The sequence below is a fragment of the Paenarthrobacter sp. NPDC089988 genome (assembly GCF_044748465.1).
Lineage (GTDB): Bacteria > Actinomycetota > Actinomycetes > Actinomycetales > Micrococcaceae > Arthrobacter.
This window is the reverse complement of sequence record NZ_JBIVGD010000002.1, coordinates 304,505-319,786: the sequence shown is the minus strand read 5'-3', so window position 1 is coordinate 319,786 and position 15,282 is coordinate 304,505. Positions and strand designations below refer to the sequence as shown.

9 protein-coding genes and 2 tRNA genes are annotated in these 15,282 nt (G+C 63.1%); 3 read left to right on the top strand and 8 right to left on the bottom strand.

Going from position 1 to position 15,282, the window contains the following annotated elements:
* Positions 1-98: 98 nt before the first annotated feature.
* Entirely contained in the window at positions 99-1,688 is a 1,590-nt protein-coding gene (locus ACIPV6_RS04780) for a S1C family serine protease (RefSeq protein ID WP_400269862.1), read from the bottom strand.
* Positions 1,689-2,174: 486 nt separating this feature from the next.
* On the opposite strand from ACIPV6_RS04780, the gene ACIPV6_RS04775 reads away from it, so the two are divergent.
* Together ACIPV6_RS04775 and ACIPV6_RS04770 are read left to right on the top strand one after the other, a co-directional pair.
* Positions 2,175-4,229, top strand: coding sequence for a TPM domain-containing protein (locus ACIPV6_RS04775; RefSeq protein WP_400269765.1), 2,055 nt, complete (start codon positions 2,175-2,177; stop codon positions 4,227-4,229).
* Between the two features lie 118 nt (positions 4,230-4,347).
* On the top strand, positions 4,348-5,136 hold the full coding sequence (locus ACIPV6_RS04770; RefSeq protein ID WP_400269764.1) for a PspA/IM30 family protein: 789 nt from the start codon (positions 4,348-4,350) through the stop codon (positions 5,134-5,136).
* 91 nt (positions 5,137-5,227) lie between these two features.
* Here ACIPV6_RS04770 and ACIPV6_RS04765 read toward each other — a convergent pair whose 3' ends face one another.
* The 5 genes from ACIPV6_RS04765 to ACIPV6_RS04745 all read right to left on the bottom strand — a co-directional run bounded on the left by ACIPV6_RS04765 (position 5,228) and on the right by ACIPV6_RS04745 (position 10,868).
* Complete coding sequence (locus ACIPV6_RS04765) at positions 5,228-6,025, bottom strand: GntR family transcriptional regulator (protein WP_400269763.1); 798 nt, start codon at positions 6,023-6,025, stop codon at positions 5,228-5,230.
* A gap of 116 nt (positions 6,026-6,141) precedes the next feature.
* Positions 6,142-6,215: transfer RNA gene (locus ACIPV6_RS04760), tRNA-Met, on the bottom strand.
* A 164-nt stretch (positions 6,216-6,379) separates the two neighbouring features.
* A tRNA-Met gene (locus ACIPV6_RS04755) sits at positions 6,380-6,453 on the bottom strand.
* A 151-nt stretch (positions 6,454-6,604) separates the two neighbouring features.
* Complete coding sequence (locus tag ACIPV6_RS04750) at positions 6,605-9,601, bottom strand: UPF0182 family protein (RefSeq protein ID WP_400269762.1); 2,997 nt, start codon at positions 9,599-9,601, stop codon at positions 6,605-6,607.
* 130 nt (positions 9,602-9,731) lie between these two features.
* A complete protein-coding gene (locus tag ACIPV6_RS04745; protein WP_400269761.1) occupies positions 9,732-10,868 on the bottom strand; it encodes a PDZ domain-containing protein in 1,137 nt (378 codons plus the stop codon).
* 211 nt (positions 10,869-11,079) lie between these two features.
* Here ACIPV6_RS04745 and ACIPV6_RS04740 point away from each other — a divergent pair, with 211 nt between their 5' ends.
* The gene (locus ACIPV6_RS04740) at positions 11,080-12,516 is read left to right on the top strand and encodes a zinc-dependent metalloprotease (protein ID WP_400269760.1); all 1,437 of its coding nucleotides are present in this window, start codon (positions 11,080-11,082) and stop codon (positions 12,514-12,516) included.
* Between the two features lie 44 nt (positions 12,517-12,560).
* Here the strand turns inward: ACIPV6_RS04740 and ACIPV6_RS04735 are convergent, their stop codons facing one another.
* Complete coding sequence (locus ACIPV6_RS04735) at positions 12,561-13,154, bottom strand: M48 family metallopeptidase (protein WP_400269759.1); 594 nt, start codon at positions 13,152-13,154, stop codon at positions 12,561-12,563.
* Complete coding sequence (locus ACIPV6_RS04730) at positions 13,154-15,274, bottom strand: ATP-dependent DNA helicase UvrD2 (RefSeq protein WP_400269861.1); 2,121 nt, start codon at positions 15,272-15,274, stop codon at positions 13,154-13,156. Before ACIPV6_RS04730 ends, ACIPV6_RS04735 begins: the two co-directional genes overlap by 1 nt.
* Positions 15,275-15,282: the final 8 nt, after the last annotated feature.

The window sequence follows — 15,282 nt, the reverse complement described above, 5'->3', positions numbered from 1 at the left end:
GCACTTGCCGGTAAAGCACGACGACGGGCCGCGCCTCCCAGGTGCGGCCCGTCGTCGATGGTTCTTTCTTACGGTGCGGCTGATTCCGCCGGTGCCCGTTACTGCTGGGCTGCATCCAGGGTGACGTCGACATCCTGCGACTGTCCGTTCCGGACGATGGTGACTTTCACCTTTGCCCCTGCCGACTGCTCACGCACGGCGGCGGTCAATTGGTTGGGATCGCTGATGGTGTAGTCGCCGAACTTCGTGATCACATCGCCGACTTTGATGCCTGCCTTGGCGGCCGCGGAACCACTTGTCACCGAAGCAACTTCGGCGCCAACCGAGAAGCCCGAGTCGCTGCCCGTCGAGGACTTGGCCCGGACCGAGACGCCGAACTGGCCGTGGCTGGCCTTGCCCGAATCAATGATCTCCTGGGCCACCCTCTTGGCGTGGTTGATCGGAATGCTGAAGCCAACACCGATGTTGCCGCTGGACGAAGTGGCGGAGCTGCTGCCAGCCGAAGCAATGGCCACGTTGACGCCGATGATTTCACCCTTGCTGTTCACCAAGGCACCACCGGAGTTGCCGGGGTTGATCGCGGCATCAGTCTGGATGACGTTGATGGAAATCGAACCCTCGTTGCTGGTGCTCTGGCTCTGGCCGCCTCCCGGAGGTGCGAACTGGAAGCCCTGGTCATCGCCCTGGGAGTTGTCCGAACCGTCCTTGGGCGCCGCGGAAGACGCCACGCTGATGGTCCTGTTCAGGGTGGAAACGATGCCGTCCGTCACTGTTCCCGTCAGGCCGAGCGGCGCGCCGATGGCCACTGCGGTGTCCCCCACGTTGACTTTGGAAGAGTCGCCCAGGGTGGCAGGAACCAGTCCCGACGCATCCGAGACCTTGATGACAGCGAGGTCGGACAGGGGGTCCGTGCCCACCACTGTCGCTTTGAGGACCTTGCCGTCGCTGGTACGGACCTCGATGGCTGCATTGGACGTGGCGCCGTCCAGCGTGACCACGTGGGTGTTGGTCAGGATGTGGCCTTGGTCGTCAATGATGATGCCGGAGCCCGTGCCACCTTCGTTGCCGCTGGTGGCCTTGATGGTCACCACGCTGGGCGACGCTTTCGCAGCGGCCGCCGTAATGGCGTTCACGTCGTCCTTGTTATTGACGATGACCGTGCTGGGCTGTCCACTGCTCGAAGACGTGGTAGTTGGTTGATCCCACAGCATGTTGCTGCCGGCCACCACGCCGCCGCCCACCAGGCCTGCCGCGAGGATGCTGGCAACCAGAGTGCCCACGCCGAAGACGGGCTTGCGCTTGGTGGCAACCGCTGTGTGCTGGCCGGGAGCCTGATGCATGCCCTGTCCCTGCGGGGCTCCGTAAGGCCCACCTGGGACGCTGTTGAAATGCGCTTGGCCCTGGGTGCCCGGAGCCTGGCCGCCTTGGGACTGCCCGGGCGTTCCTGGGTTTTGACCGGAACCGTAGAACGGATGGTGCTGTGGATAGTCCGGGCGCTGACCGCCCCCTTGGTACATGTGGCCTGCATAGGGCGGCTGCTTCTGAGCCTGGTGCGCACTCGTATGGGGGTGGGACGCAGTCGGCTCCCCGGACGCCGCATTATGGTTACGGTTGGCGTCCTGGCCGCCGTTGGGGTTCTGTTCCGGAGCCTCGGCCTTCGCAGCGGCAGGCGGCTGGAATGCCGGCATCGGCGTGGTGGGATGGGACCCCGTCCGCTGATCGGAGTTCCAGGCAGGCTGCTGCTGTGTGGGAGTTGCATCCGAAGTGCTGGCGGCAGGATCGCGCGGCTCGTTCGGCTCGCGGTTTTCCGAAGCGGCGCCCTGTGCTGGGTTCTCCGTCATGGGATTTCCTTTCGTTCTCGTCTCCCCTAACTATGGCCCTATTTACTGGAACAATTTCGGACGTTCGCTGGGAGCTTCCTGAAAGCGTGGATGGGTTGGGTGGTACACGTCGCTGGAACCTGGAATCCTGCTTTAACGCGCGATCCTTCGGGCTTTCTCCTTCATTTCGCTGGTGGCATATTCACCCCGGTGGACGGGGTATCAGGTGCACCATAGAATCAAGAGGAATTGCCACAGCGACCTGCGGCTTTACACACCATGCGTGGGGGCGCTGAGCATTCTGTGACGATTGGTTCGCCTTGTTCCAGTCGCAGACGTGCTGAAGGGTTGCACATGCGGTCAATAGTGAAACGTGTACTCGCCGTGATTGGCGTGGCTGGAGTGCTGGCCCTCCCGGCCGGCGCGGCATGGGCCGCTGATCCGGTCACCATACCATCGGGCCAAAACATCGTCGATGATGCCAACGTCCTCGGCAGCCGGAAGGGCGAAGTCCAGGACGCCATCCAGAAGACGTTGAAGGACCACAAGTACAACCTCTATGTGGTGACGGTGAACTCTTTCGAGAACCCGTCATCCCCAGCGGAGTGGGGTCAAGCCGTGGCTGCGAAGAAGCAGATGGGCCCCGCGGACGTCATCCTGGCCATCTCGACGGCCGGTCAGTACTACTTCGCCCCGAACTCCGCGAGTTCCATCTACTCCAAGCGGACGAACATCACCCAGAACGCTATCGCGGCGAACCTTGGGGCGGGCAAGAAGGACTATGCACAGGCTGCCATCGACACCGCGGCAGCCATTGGTGACGCGGCCGGCGGAGGCAGCGGAACCGTACCGAGCGGCAACGCAGGCGTAGGCGTCCTGGTGGGTGTCGGCGTCGTTGCGGCCGGTGGCGTAGGCACCTACCTGTACCTGCGCAACCGGCGGAAGAAGTCCGGGCAGGCCTCCAGCGCCAGTTACGGACCGCAGGGCGAACAGCTCGATCCCCTGGCCGGCCTCAGCATCCCGGAACTCCGGCAGCGGAGCGGCTCGCTGCTCATCGAAGCGGACGACGCCATCAAGTCCAGCGAACAGGAACTGGGCTTTGCGCAGGCGCAGTACGGCGACGCCGCGATCGGCAACTTCACCAAGGCCCTGCAGGAAGCCAAGGGCCACATGACTGAGTCCTTCAAGCTGCAGCAGCAACTCGATGACCACATTCCGGACACCGAAGAACAACAGCGCAGCTGGCTCGGCGAAATCATCCGCCGCTCCGAAGCCGCCCTGGCGTCACTGCGGGACCAGAAGTCCGATTTCGATTCGCTGCGCGAACTGGAAAAGAATGCACCGCAGGCCCTGGCCGCGGTCACCGCCGGCGCCCGTGAGGCAGACGCAAAAATCGCGACTGCGGAACAGTCATTGGAGACGCTCCGCGCCAAATACGCCGACTCGGCCGTCGCGCAGGTCTCGGACAACATCATGCAGGCCAAGGAACGCCTGGCCTTCGTGAACAACGCAGCCGCAACAGCACAGGAGAAGCTTGGCTCGGGCGAGAACAGCCTGGCCGCCGTTGCGGTTCGCGCCGCAGAGGAGAGCCTGCACCAGACCAACGTGCTGATCGACGCCATTTCCAAGACCGCAGGAAGCCTGGACGAGGCCCGCACGACCTTGGAGAGCGCCGTTGCCGAAACGAGCCAGGACCTGGCGCAGGCGCGGGCCATGATCCAGTCCGGCCAGCACCCGGAACTTGCCGGACCGGTAGCCGGCGTCGAGGCGGCCTTGGCTCAGGTCAAGACGGAAATTCAAGGCGGCAGGATCGATCCCCTGGCAACACTGAACCGCGTGGAGACAGCACACCAGGCGTTGGACCAATCGCTCTCCGGCATTCGGGACCAGGAAGAGCAGGCACGTCGTGCCCAGGCATCCCTGCAGCAGACCATCATGGCAGCGCAAGCACAGATCAGTGCCACCTCGGACTACATCACTGCACGCCGCGGAGGGGTGGGCACCGAAGCGAGGACCCGCCTGGCAGAAGCCCAACGGAACCTCGATTACGCTTTGTCGATCTCACGCAACGATCCTGTGACTGCCCTGACCTACGCCCAGCAGGCACACTCGCTCGCGGCGCAGGCGGCTCAACTGGCACAGGCTGACGTTGACCACTTTGGCTACGCCGACCAAGGCTACGGCCGGGGCGGCATGTTTGGTGGAGGCGGCGGAGGCGGAGGCCTCGGCGGCGCCATCCTTGGCGGCATCCTCATCAACTCCATCCTCAACGGCGGCCACGGCGGCTGGGGCGGAGGCCACAGCGACGGCGGTGGAGGCGGCGGCTTCTTCGGCGGCGACTCAGGCGGCGGAGGCGACTGGGGCGGTGGCGGCGGAGACTTCGGCGGCGGCGACTCCGGCAGCTTCTAGGCACCACACTGGTTCCGGCCAGCACAAACTAGGTGGGGTTTCCACCCCATGTAGAAGCGGTACAACAACTGATCACTGATTTCAGTGGGCTCCACTGAGCAGGACGAAAGGCAACACCATGGTTAAGCAGTCCATTTTCGGTCGGATCGCACAACTGGCCAAGGCAAACATCAACTCTTTGCTTGACCAGGCCGAGGACCCGCAGAAGATGCTGGACCAGATGGTCCGCGACTACACGAACAACATTGCCGAGGCCGAGTCAGCCGTTGCCCAGACCATCGGCAACCTGCGCATGCTGCAGGCCGATTACAACGAGGACGTCAAGAACGCCCAGGACTGGGGCAACAAAGCTCTCGCGGCATCCCGGAAAGCCGATGAGTACCGTGCGGCCGGCGACGCGGCAGACGCACAGAAGTTCGACAACCTGGCGAAGGTTGCCATCCAGCGCCAGATGACGGCCGAATCCGAGGCCAAGGCGGCCGAACCGAGCATCGCTTCCCAGACCGAGGTTGTGGACAAGCTCAAGAGCGGCCTCGACCAAATGAAGAACAAGCTCAACCAACTCACAGCCAAGCGCAACGAGCTTGTGGCCCGCTCCAAGACCGCTGCTGCCCAGTCCCAGGTGCACGATGCCCTCAAGAGCATCGACATCATGGACCCCACCAGCGAGGTTGGCCGTTTCGAAGAGAAGATCCGCCGGGAAGAAGCCAAGGTCCTTGGACAGCAGGAACTGGCGGCTTCAAGCCTCGACGCCCAGTTCAACCAGCTCGAAGACCTGGGTGAGCAGACGGAAATCGAAGCCCGCCTGGCAGCGCTCAAGTCCGGTGGCAGCAAGCCTGCGCTCGGTGCCGGGGCCCCTGCTGCCTCCGGTGCCACCATCGACGAGGCGGACTTCGACAAGCTCTAAGTCCGCAAGTCCCATGCGAATGGCCGGGTTCTGCTGGACCCGGCCATTCGCCGTTTAAAGGCTTGGGCTGCCTGCGTCCGTCCGCCTGTGCCTAGCTCGCGGGCACTCCAGCGCTGTCCGTCCCGGGGCTTGCTTCCGTGGCAACTTCAGCCCGGATCTCAAACCCCTTGGGATGGAAGTAGGTCACGGTGCATTCCAGGACTTCGCCATCAGGCCCCAACGTGGTCCGCTCAAGGCGCGGCACCAAGGGGAAGCCCCGCACGTTGAGGGCATCGGCCAGGTGCTCGGGTGGAGCATGCATGGTCACGGTAATTTCGGCCCGCTGGAGCGGCTTCAGGGTCCTGTCCTGGATCACCTGGTAGATGGAGTTCTTCTCCGCATCGGCGAGGCTGATGTGGCGGCCAATGTGGGAAGGAATGAAAATCTCTGCGATCGCATAGGGCCATCCGGCGCTGGAGTACGAGCGGCGAATAACCAGTACCAGGTTGTCCTCGGATACGAGCTTGGCTGGAACCGTCCGGTCCTTTTCCATCCACTTGTATTCGATCAAGCCTTTGACCGTCTTCATTCCGGCAGCAGTGAACGTCTCCATGAAGGGTGCCAGGCGGTTCAGCATCCGCACGGGCCGCTGGGCCATGACGAAGGTTCCCTTACCCTGGCGGCGGACCAACAGGCCCTTTGCCACCAAGGTTTCAATGGCCTTCCGTACGGTGGTCCGACTGATCCCGTACTGGTCCATCAACGACTCTTCGGTGGGGATGCGTGAACCGGGTTCCAGCCGACTCACTTGATCTGTCAAAACGTCCGCTACCTGCTGGTATACGGCCACGGGGCTGTCCCTCTGCAGAACCTGGGGTTCGGGTGCGTCGTAGTAGTCTTCTTTGACCATGCGGACCTTCCTGGCGTGACATGCACGGGTACCGGCGGGAACATGATGCCGGCACCACGGCTGCGCGGATAAAACAAAGGCCCGGACCAGTACATACTGATCCGGGCCTTTCCCAGTTGCGGGGACAGGATTTGAACCTGTGACCTCTGGGTTATGAGCCCAGCGAGCTACCGAACTGCTCCACCCCGCGTCGCTCCATCAACTTTACCCTATGGAGTCTGCGGTTTTGACCACTTCGGCACCATCGTGCCGCAGATCACTTTTACTGTCGTTCAGCACGACGATGCTCGAGGAGCATTCTCCAGGCAAACAAAAAGTCCGGATCAGCGTGTGCCGATCCGGACTTTTCTCCAGTTGCGGGGACAGGATTTGAACCTGTGACCTCTGGGTTATGAGCCCAGCGAGCTACCGAACTGCTCCACCCCGCGTCGCAAGAACAACATTACCGTCCGGTGAATGGGAGACCAAATCCTGGCGACGTGATGTGCATCTCCCCATACGCAGCAGGTGCCCGTTCCTGGAAGGAACGGGCACCAGCCTCAGTGAAACGGGCACCTGCCTCAGCGAATCGCTGCCGGGCTAGTTGCTCGGCGAGGGAGACGGCGTCGCACTTGGAGTGGCGCTGGGGGTAGCCGTCGGCGCGGGCGTCACACCGAGCCGGGTTTCAGCGTCAAGGGCCTTCTTGAGGGCTGCAGACAGCTTGTTCTGCTGATCTCCATAGCCCGCAAAGTCGCCCTTGGCGAGGGCGGCCTGGCCATCAACGATTGCCTTGTTGGCCTCATCCAGGGCTGCCTTGAGGTCGGCCTTGGCATCAGTGCTGCCTTCAGGCGGCGTGGTTGTTCCCGGCGGAGTGGTCGGGGTCTGGCCGTTGTTGTCCGAGTCGCCGGCTGTGGCACCGGAGTTCCCTCCAAACAACTGGTCGAGGGCTTCGTCCAACGTCGGCGCAAAGCCGATCTTGTCACCGAAGGCCACCAGGACGCGCTGCAGTGTTGGGTAGGAGGTCTCACCGGTCGACTTCAGGTAGACCGGCTGCACGTACAGCAAGCCGCCACCAACAGGCAGGGTCAGCAGGTTGCCGTTCAAGACATCCGAAGCACCCTGCCGCAGCAGGTTCAGGGCCTGCGACACTGTGGGATCGGAGTTGAACTTGTTTTGCGCCTGGCCTGGACCCGGGACCTGCGTGTCAGTGGGCAACTGGAGAAGCCGAAGCTTGCCATAACTGTCAGCCTTGACCCCCTTGACGTTGCCGGCATCGGAATCAGCAGCCAGGAATCCATACAGGATGTTCCTGGCACTGCCGTTGACCGTCTGCGGAATGAAGGAGGACGTCAGCTGGAAAGCAGGCTTTTCCTGGTCCGGCATCTGCAAGGACATGTAGAACGGCGGCTGCTTAACTGCTTCCGACACTGTGGGATCGTTCGGAACGCTCCAAGCATCGTTGTTCTGGTAGAAGCTGTCCGCATCGGTGACGTGGTAGCGTCCCAGCAGTTCACGCTGGACCTTGAAGAGGTCTTCCGGGTAGCGGACGTGGCTCATAAGATCACCGGACATCTCGGTGAACGGCTTCAACGAGGTGGGGAAGACTTTCTGCCAAGCCTTGAGGATGGGGTCTTGGTCGTCCCATGCGTAGAGCGTTACGGAGCCGTCATAGGCATCCACAGTGGCCTTGACCGAGTTGCGGATGTAGTTGACCGAGCTGTTGGGCAGGGTAACGGTGCGTCCGGCGCTCGTCTGCGAGTCGGCAGTAGCGTTCTGGAGCTGCTGCGGCTGCGAGTACGGGAAGTACTGGCTGGTGGTGTAGCCGTCAACGATCCACTTGACGCGTCCGTCAACTACGGCAGGATAGGCATTTCCATCCACGGTGAGGTACGGCGCCAGCTTCTCGACGCGGTCGCGGGGGTTGCGGTCATACAGGATCTGCGACTTCTCATTGACGCCGTCGGACAGCAGCAAGTCCGAAGACTGGAACTTGATGGAGTAGAGGATCCTGTTGAGCCAATTTCCGACGTTCGGCCCGCCGTTGCCGGTGAAGGTGTACTGGGTTTCACCGCTGCCTTCCCTGCCGGCCGGACGGTCCTGCTCACGGTGTGGAGCACCTTCCGGAGCACCCACGATTGAGTATTCCGGCGAGTTTTCACCGAAGTAGATCCGCGGCTGGTAGCTGGAGTCGTTACCCAGGACACCACTGGAAGGGATTCCCGATTGGAGGAAATCCGGCTTGCCGTCAGCGGTGAACTTGTTGCCCTTTGCGGCCACCACGCCGTAACCGTGCGTGTAGACAATGTGCCGGTTGACCCAGGTTTGCTGGTTGGCGCTGAGGCCATCCGGGTTCAGTTCGCGAACAGCGATGACAGTGTCCTGCACCTTACCGTCGATCGTGTAGCGGTCTACGTTGAGCGTCTGCGGGAACTGGTAGTAAGGGCGGTACTGCTCAAGCTGGGAGAACGCCGACGAGATCAGGTTCGGGTCCAGGAGACGGATGTTGGCGGCAGTCTGCGCGTCCTTCGCCAAAGCACCGCTCGTCGCGGTGGTGGTGGCGTTGTACGCAGACACATCAATCTTGTCCAAGCCATAGGCAGCCCGGGTCATGTTGATGTTGCGGCCAATGAATTCCCGTTCAAGCGTGTTTTCAGACGGGCGTACCTGGAACTGCTGGATGACCCATGGGTAGACGCCGCCAGCAAGGATGGCCGTGATGATCAGCATGGCTGTTCCGATGACCGGGAGACGCCAGCGGCCGATGACCGCTGCCACGATGAACAGGATGGCTACGAGGCCGGCGGCCACTGCGAGGATCGCCTTGGTGGGAACAACTGCGTTGACATCGGTGTAGAGCGCACCGGCCCAGCGTCCCGAAGCGCTCTGGACCGTCGTGTAACGGTCCAGCCAGAAGTTGACGCCGAGCAGCAACAGGAAGAAGGCGCCCGTGACGGCGATGTGGATCTGTGCAGCCCGGCTGGTGAAGATTCCCCGCTCCATGAGGCGGATGCTGCCGTAGAGGTAGTGCGTCAGGATGCCGGCGATCCCGGCAACCACCGCGATGCTGATGAGGAATCCGGTGATGAAGCCCAGGAAGGGCAGGGACATGAGGTAGAAGCTGATGTCCATGTTGAACAGCGGGTCAGTTTGGCCAAACGGTTCCTGGTTGAAGAACAGGAGGACTTTCTGCCATTGGCTCGCTGCGGCGCTCCCGGCAAAAAGGCCGAAGAGGATGGGCAGGCCGATCATGACCACGCGTCGTACCGGCTCGAGCTGTGCCTGGTACCGGTTGAGGTTGTCGCGCGACTCCGCGTCCGGGGCATAGACCGGGCGTGAGCGGTAGGCGATCCGGATGGCGAAGAAGACGGCCGCGAACATCATGGCGAAGCCAACCAGGAACGTCAGGATCCGTGCAAGGTTCTCGCGGATATAAACCTCGAAGAAGCCCAACTGCTGGTACCACAGGACATCTGTCCACACGTTGGCGAAGAATATGAAACCGACGACCGCCACGGCAACGACGATCAGCGTCGGAGTCAGGGCACCTCGTCTCAGCGGCGATCTTCCGGGCGGGCTGGAGCTGGCGGGACGGGACAAACTCTGTACCTCATTGGTGGTCGTCAGTTAATAGTCGGTGTGCGTGTGTTTCAACAGCTTCCACCGCTGGGTGCAGGCAGAGCCGTCATATATGCCACGAGTGGCGGTGGAGCTAAGTTCCACCGCCAGTCTAGTTGTTTGTGCAGGTGGGAAGGCTTGACGTGTCCTTGCCCGCGCCGAGCCGTTCCACGGCAGTGGTGGCATCAGCCAAGGTCTCCACCTTGACCACTTGGAGACCGTCGGGTACATGTCCAACCACGTCTGCGCAATTCGCTGCAGGGGCAAGGAACATGGTGGCTCCGTGGTCCCGGGCACCGATCATTTTCTGCGCGATCCCGCCGATGGCCCCCACGGCCCCGTCCGCAGTGATGGTTCCCGTTCCGGCCACGTGCTTGCCTCCGGTCATGTCCCCGGGCGTCAGGCTGTCCACAATCCCGAGAGCAAACATCATCCCGGCACTCGGTCCGCCAACGTTCTCCAGCGAGATTTTCACATCGAACGGGAAGGTGAAATCACTGGAAAGAAGGACCCCCAGCACGTATCGGTCGTTGGAGTTCTTGGTTGGCGTCACGGTTTCCGTGATAGCGGAACCGTTCCGTTCAAGCACGATCGTTGCCGGAGCGCCGGCTCCCGCTGACAACTCCGCCTGGATGACGCTCATGGATGTGATCGGCTTGCCGTTGATGGAGACCAACCGGTCCCCGTCCTGGATTTTGCCGGCGGATGGTGAAGCATCGGAAAGACCCGCGACGGTAAGACGTTGTTCGAACGGGATGTCCAGCTCGCGCAGAGCCGCGGCAACGGCGTTTTCCTGGGAGGTCTCCATGGCGATCTCGCCTTGTTGGACGGTCTGCTCCGCAGTTGTTCCCTTGGGATAAATCAGTTCCTCGGGGTAGATTGCCTTCGATTTGTCCAGCCAGGCACGGAAGACGTCAAAGATGGTGGCCGGGCTCTTCGGGCCTCCCGTCATCACCACGGTGGTGAGGTCCAGATTGCCCTTCGCCGGGAAGGACTCGCGTCCCGAGATGGTGATGACCGGCTTGTCGCCGTCCTGGCCCAAGGTGTTGAAGGTGGGGCCTGCAGACTCCACCACATAGGGAACAGGCAAGGCAGCGGCTCCCACACCGAGTCCCAAGGCAAGGAGTCCGGACACGATCATGATCATGTACCGGCTGCTGCCCGGCGGTGACGCAGGCGCGGAGGAGGGATCGGCGTCGGGCGTTTGACGCGGGTCAACCGAGCCCTCGGGACTGGGCGAAGTAAGCATTGAGGCCTCTCTCAGCCGGCACTGCGTGACGGCAGTTTCGCTCCTGCCGCCGGCAGCGGCACAGGGAACATACCAAGCATCCACACTACGCGGTCCGGACCTTGCAGGGCTGCTTTGCCTACAGCGAACTACGCCGCCCGCAGGCAGACAGCCCCTCCCCTGCGCGGTACGGTGAAAGTGATCACCAGCCAGTTCGACGATCGGCGGCACCATGTCTACCAACCCCAACAACCCGTCAAACGACGATGACAACCCCAAGGACCCTCTGGCAGAAATGCTGCAGAACCTGATGGGCGGCCAGGGAATGGGCAACATCGATCCCGCCGAACTCGCCAAAGCGGCCGGACTGCCCAACGATCCGCAACTGTTGCAGCAGATGTTCGCCCAGGTGCAGGCCATGATGAGTTCCACCTCCGAAGGACCCGTCAACTGGCAACTGGCCCACGAGAACGCCCGGCGCGTCGCCGCCGCGGGCAGCGACCCCTCCGTGAACTCCACGCAAAAGCGCGAGATCGACGAGGCCCTCCGGCTGGCGGAACTCTGGCTGGACCCCGTGACGGACCTCCCCTCAACCGGCCTGATCGGCCGGGCCTGGTCCCGCGCCGAATGGGTCGAGGCAACGTTGGGTACCTGGAAGCGCCTGACCGAACCCGTGGCCAACAGCATTGCCAACGCCCTCTCCGGCGCCCTCAGCCAGCAACTGCCGGAGGAAATGAAATCCATGATGGGCGGTGCCTCGTCCATGTTGCAAAACATGGGCGGCGCCATCTTCGGCATGCAGCTGGGCCAGGCGATCGGAGCCCTCTCCGCCGAAGTGGTCAGCTCAACGGACATCGGAGTTCCCCTCGCCGACCTGGAGATGGCCTTGCTGCCTGCCAACGTTGCGAAGTTCGGCGAAGGACTCAGCCTGCCCGAGAACGATGTCCGGCTGTTCCTTGCCGTCCGCGAAGCCGCCCACGCCCGGTTGTTCGTCCAGGTTCCCTGGCTCCGTGGACATCTGCTGGGGGCCATCGAAGCCTACGCCCGCGGTATCCACATCGATATGTCCCGGATCGAGGACCTGGCCCGGGACCTTGACCCCAGCAACCCCGAGGGTATCCAGGAAGCCCTGTCCCAGGGTGTCTTCACGCCCGAACGCACCCCGGTCCAGACGGCCGCCCTCGAAAAGCTCGAAACGGCGCTGGCACTGGTGGAAGGCTGGGTTGACGAGCTCACCGCGGAAGCCACCGAGAAGTTGTTGCCGTCCGCCACTGCATTGCGCGAGATGGTGCGGCGCCGGCGCGCTACCGGCGGACCTGCGGAACACGCGTTCTCTTCCCTGGTAGGCCTGGAACTGAGGCCCCGCCGGCTCCGTGACGCTGCGACGCTGTGGGCCACGCTCAAGGAAGAACGCGGGATTGCGGGACGGGACGCCATTTGGCACCACCCGGACCTCCTGCCAACGGGCGAGGACCTGGACGACCCCAAGGGTTTCTCGGAACGCCGCCGTCTGGCGGAAGCGAGCGACAGCGAAGTGGACGATGCTCTGCAGAAGCTCCTGAGCGGTGGATACGACTCTGCGGAAGAAGCGGGCAGTGACTCGCCGTCCGACGAACCTTCAGGTGGGTCCGGCCCTGATGAGGGAGAACCTGAATCGCCCTCCAAATAGCGCCTGACAGTGGCCGCCGCGGAAAACCGGGCGGCCACTGCTGCTTAATCTTCGTCTGCGTCCACCGAGGCGGGGCCTTCGCCCAAGCCGCGGGAGGTGGCAAAGCTCACGCCTTCGAGGAACGCCTTCGCCCTCTCCGTATCCGGGTAGGCCTCCAGCAGACGCCAAAACGCGGCGTTGTGCCCGGCCACCAGGAGATGCGCCAGTTCATGCAGCAGTACATAGTCAACAACCCATTGGGGCATGGGCTGCAGCTTGTGCGAAAGCCGGATGGTGCCCTCGGACGGAGTAGCCGAACCCCAGCGTGAGTTCTGGTTGGTCACCCAGCGGACCGACGTCGGAACAGCGCGGCCGCCAAGGTAGGTGCGGGACAACAAGGCAGCGTGCTGCGCCAAAGCGGAGTCGGACGACGGACGCCTTCTCCCGTCGCCGCGCCCCCGGCGTTCACCCTTGGCTTTGAGCTTGGCCAACATCCGGCGAACCCATTCGCGTTCCTGCGCCTTGGTGAAACTGGCCGGGATGGCCACGACGGCATTGCCGTCCTCCCAAAAAGCTGCCACCGTGCGCCGACGGCGCGCGGAACGGCGGACTATGACGGGAGCGCCGTCATCGGTGCGAAGGGGAATCTCCTCCGCCATCAGAGCTCTGCGCTTTCAGTGAGTACCTCCAACACGGCTTCCCCATAGCGCTCCAGCTTCGACGGTCCCACTCCGGCGAGTCCCGCCAACTGCTCCAGGGTTTCAGGCCGTGCCTCGGCTATGGCCGTCAATGTTGCGTCCGTGAAGACCACGTAGGCGGGCACGTCGGCCGACTGGGCCTCCTCGCGACGCCACTGGCGCAGCGCTTCGAAGGTCTGTTCCTGATAGCTGGGGGGACATTGGTTGCAGCGCCCCACTTTGCGTTCGGCTCCCGTTGCGAGCATGCTCCCGCAGACACGGCACGACGCCGGTGCGGCGGCTTTGCGCCGCGGCGCACCCGCGCGGCTCCTTGCGTTCGCCGATGCGACAGAATCGGGGCGAAGGCCGTCAAGGAACCGTGATGGCTTGCGGTTGGCGCGGCCACCGGGTGTCCGGGCCGCCGACCACGACAGGTTGAGGTGTTCCCGTGCCCGGGTGATTCCGACATACAGCAGCCGGCGTTCCTCATCCACGTCTTCGGGAGAATCCGCGAAGGATATGGGCATGAGTCCTTCGCTGAGCCCAACCAGGAAGACGGCGTCCCATTCCAGGCCCTTCGCGGCGTGGAGGGAGGCAAGCGTGACTCCTTGGACAGTGGGAGCATGCTGGGCAACGGAGCGCTCCTGCAGCTCATTGACGAACTCCGCCAAGCTGAAGGACTCCCCCCGGCTGACAGCAAGTTCGTCAGCCAGTGCCACCAAGGCAGCCAACGATTCCCAGCGCTCCCGGAGGGCTCCACCGCTATGCGGGGCTGTGTCCGCATAACCGAGGGAGGCGATGATGTCCCTGACAAGCTGGCCCAGGGGTTCCGGCGTTCCTTCCTGAACGGCCCGGGTAGCAGCCCGCAACTGAAGGATGGCATCGCGGACCTCCTTCCGGGCGAAGAACCTCTCTCCGCCACGGAGCTGGTACCCGATGCCGGCCGATGCCAAGGCCTGCTCGTAGGCTTCCGACTGGCCGTTGGTGCGGAAGAGGATGGCAATCTCGCTTGCCTTGACACCAGCATCCAGCAATTCCTGGATCTTGCCGGCAACCACTGCAGCTTCGGCCTCGTCGTCCGGACATTCAAGGAAACGGGGCTCGGGTCCGGAAGGCCGCTGCGCCACAAGCTTGAGCGGCGAGGCCCACGCGGCATCTGCCACCGGCCCGCCGCTGCGCCTGGAACCGAGGAGGTCGTTGGCCAGTTTCACCACCTGGGGCGTTGAACGGTAATCGCGGACGAGCTTAACCACTGTGGCTTGGGGATACTGCGCCTTGAACCCGAGGAGATGCTTCGGGGAAGCTCCCGTGAACGAATAGATGGTCTGGCTGGCATCACCCACCACGCACAGCTCGTCCCGGCCGCCCAGCCAAAGATCCAGGAGCCGCTGTTGGAGCGGCGAGACGTCCTGGTACTCATCCACCACGAAATGCCGGTATTGTTCCCGGACGGTGGCCGCCACCTTCGGATCCTCTTGCAGGATGCCCACGGTAATGAGCAGCACATCTTCAAAATCGATGACGTTGCGGTCCGTCTTGATGTCCTCGTAAGCCTGGAACACCCGTGAAACGGCCGTCAGGTCGAAACCGCCGGGGGTGCCCCTGTCCCTTGCGTTCTCGAGGTAGTTCGCCGGGGTCAGCATGGAAACCTTGGCCCATTCAATCTCTGCGGCAAGGTCCCGGATGGAAGCACGGTCCGTGCTGAGCCGAAGCCTGCGCGAGGCCTCTGCGATCATGGTGGCTTTGTGGTCCAAAAGGTTAGGCAAGGTTCCGCCGATCGCCTGCGGCCAGAAAAACTGCAGCTGCCGCAGGGCCGCAGCGTGGAAGGTCCGTGCCTGGACATTGGGAACGCCGAGATCACGGAGCCTGCTCCGCATCTCGGCTGCCGCCCGTGCAGTAAAGGTAACGGCCAGCAGCCTTTGCGGGGAGTACACCCCCGAGAGCACCCCATAAGCGATCCGGTGCGTAATGGCCCGCGTCTTGCCCGTGCCCGCACCGGCAAGGACGCACAGGGGCCCAGTCAGGGTGCTGGCTACTTCCCGCTGTTCTTCATCCAAGCCACCGAGGATTCGTTGTTCCAGCGAACCGTCGGCGTCAACCATGCTTTCGG

What these genes read in the sequence shown, in the direction of transcription:
- ACIPV6_RS04765 (WP_400269763.1), bottom strand. Translation starts at nt 6,025, where the DNA reads ATGGTCAAAGAAGACTACTACGACGCACCCGAACCCCAGGTTCTGCAG.
- ACIPV6_RS04775 (WP_400269765.1), top strand. Translation starts at nt 2,175, where the DNA reads ATGCGGTCAATAGTGAAACGTGTACTCGCCGTGATTGGCGTGGCTGGA.
- ACIPV6_RS04735 (WP_400269759.1), bottom strand. Translation starts at nt 13,154, where the DNA reads ATGGCGGAGGAGATTCCCCTTCGCACCGATGACGGCGCTCCCGTCATA.
- ACIPV6_RS04780 (WP_400269862.1), bottom strand. Translation starts at nt 1,688, where the DNA reads ATGCCGGCATTCCAGCCGCCTGCCGCTGCGAAGGCCGAGGCTCCGGAA.
- ACIPV6_RS04740 (WP_400269760.1), top strand. Translation starts at nt 11,080, where the DNA reads ATGTCTACCAACCCCAACAACCCGTCAAACGACGATGACAACCCCAAG.
- ACIPV6_RS04730 (WP_400269861.1), bottom strand. Translation starts at nt 15,274, where the DNA reads ATGGTTGACGCCGACGGTTCGCTGGAACAACGAATCCTCGGTGGCTTG.
- ACIPV6_RS04770 (WP_400269764.1), top strand. Translation starts at nt 4,348, where the DNA reads ATGGTTAAGCAGTCCATTTTCGGTCGGATCGCACAACTGGCCAAGGCA.
- ACIPV6_RS04745 (WP_400269761.1), bottom strand. Translation starts at nt 10,868, where the DNA reads ATGCTTACTTCGCCCAGTCCCGAGGGCTCGGTTGACCCGCGTCAAACG.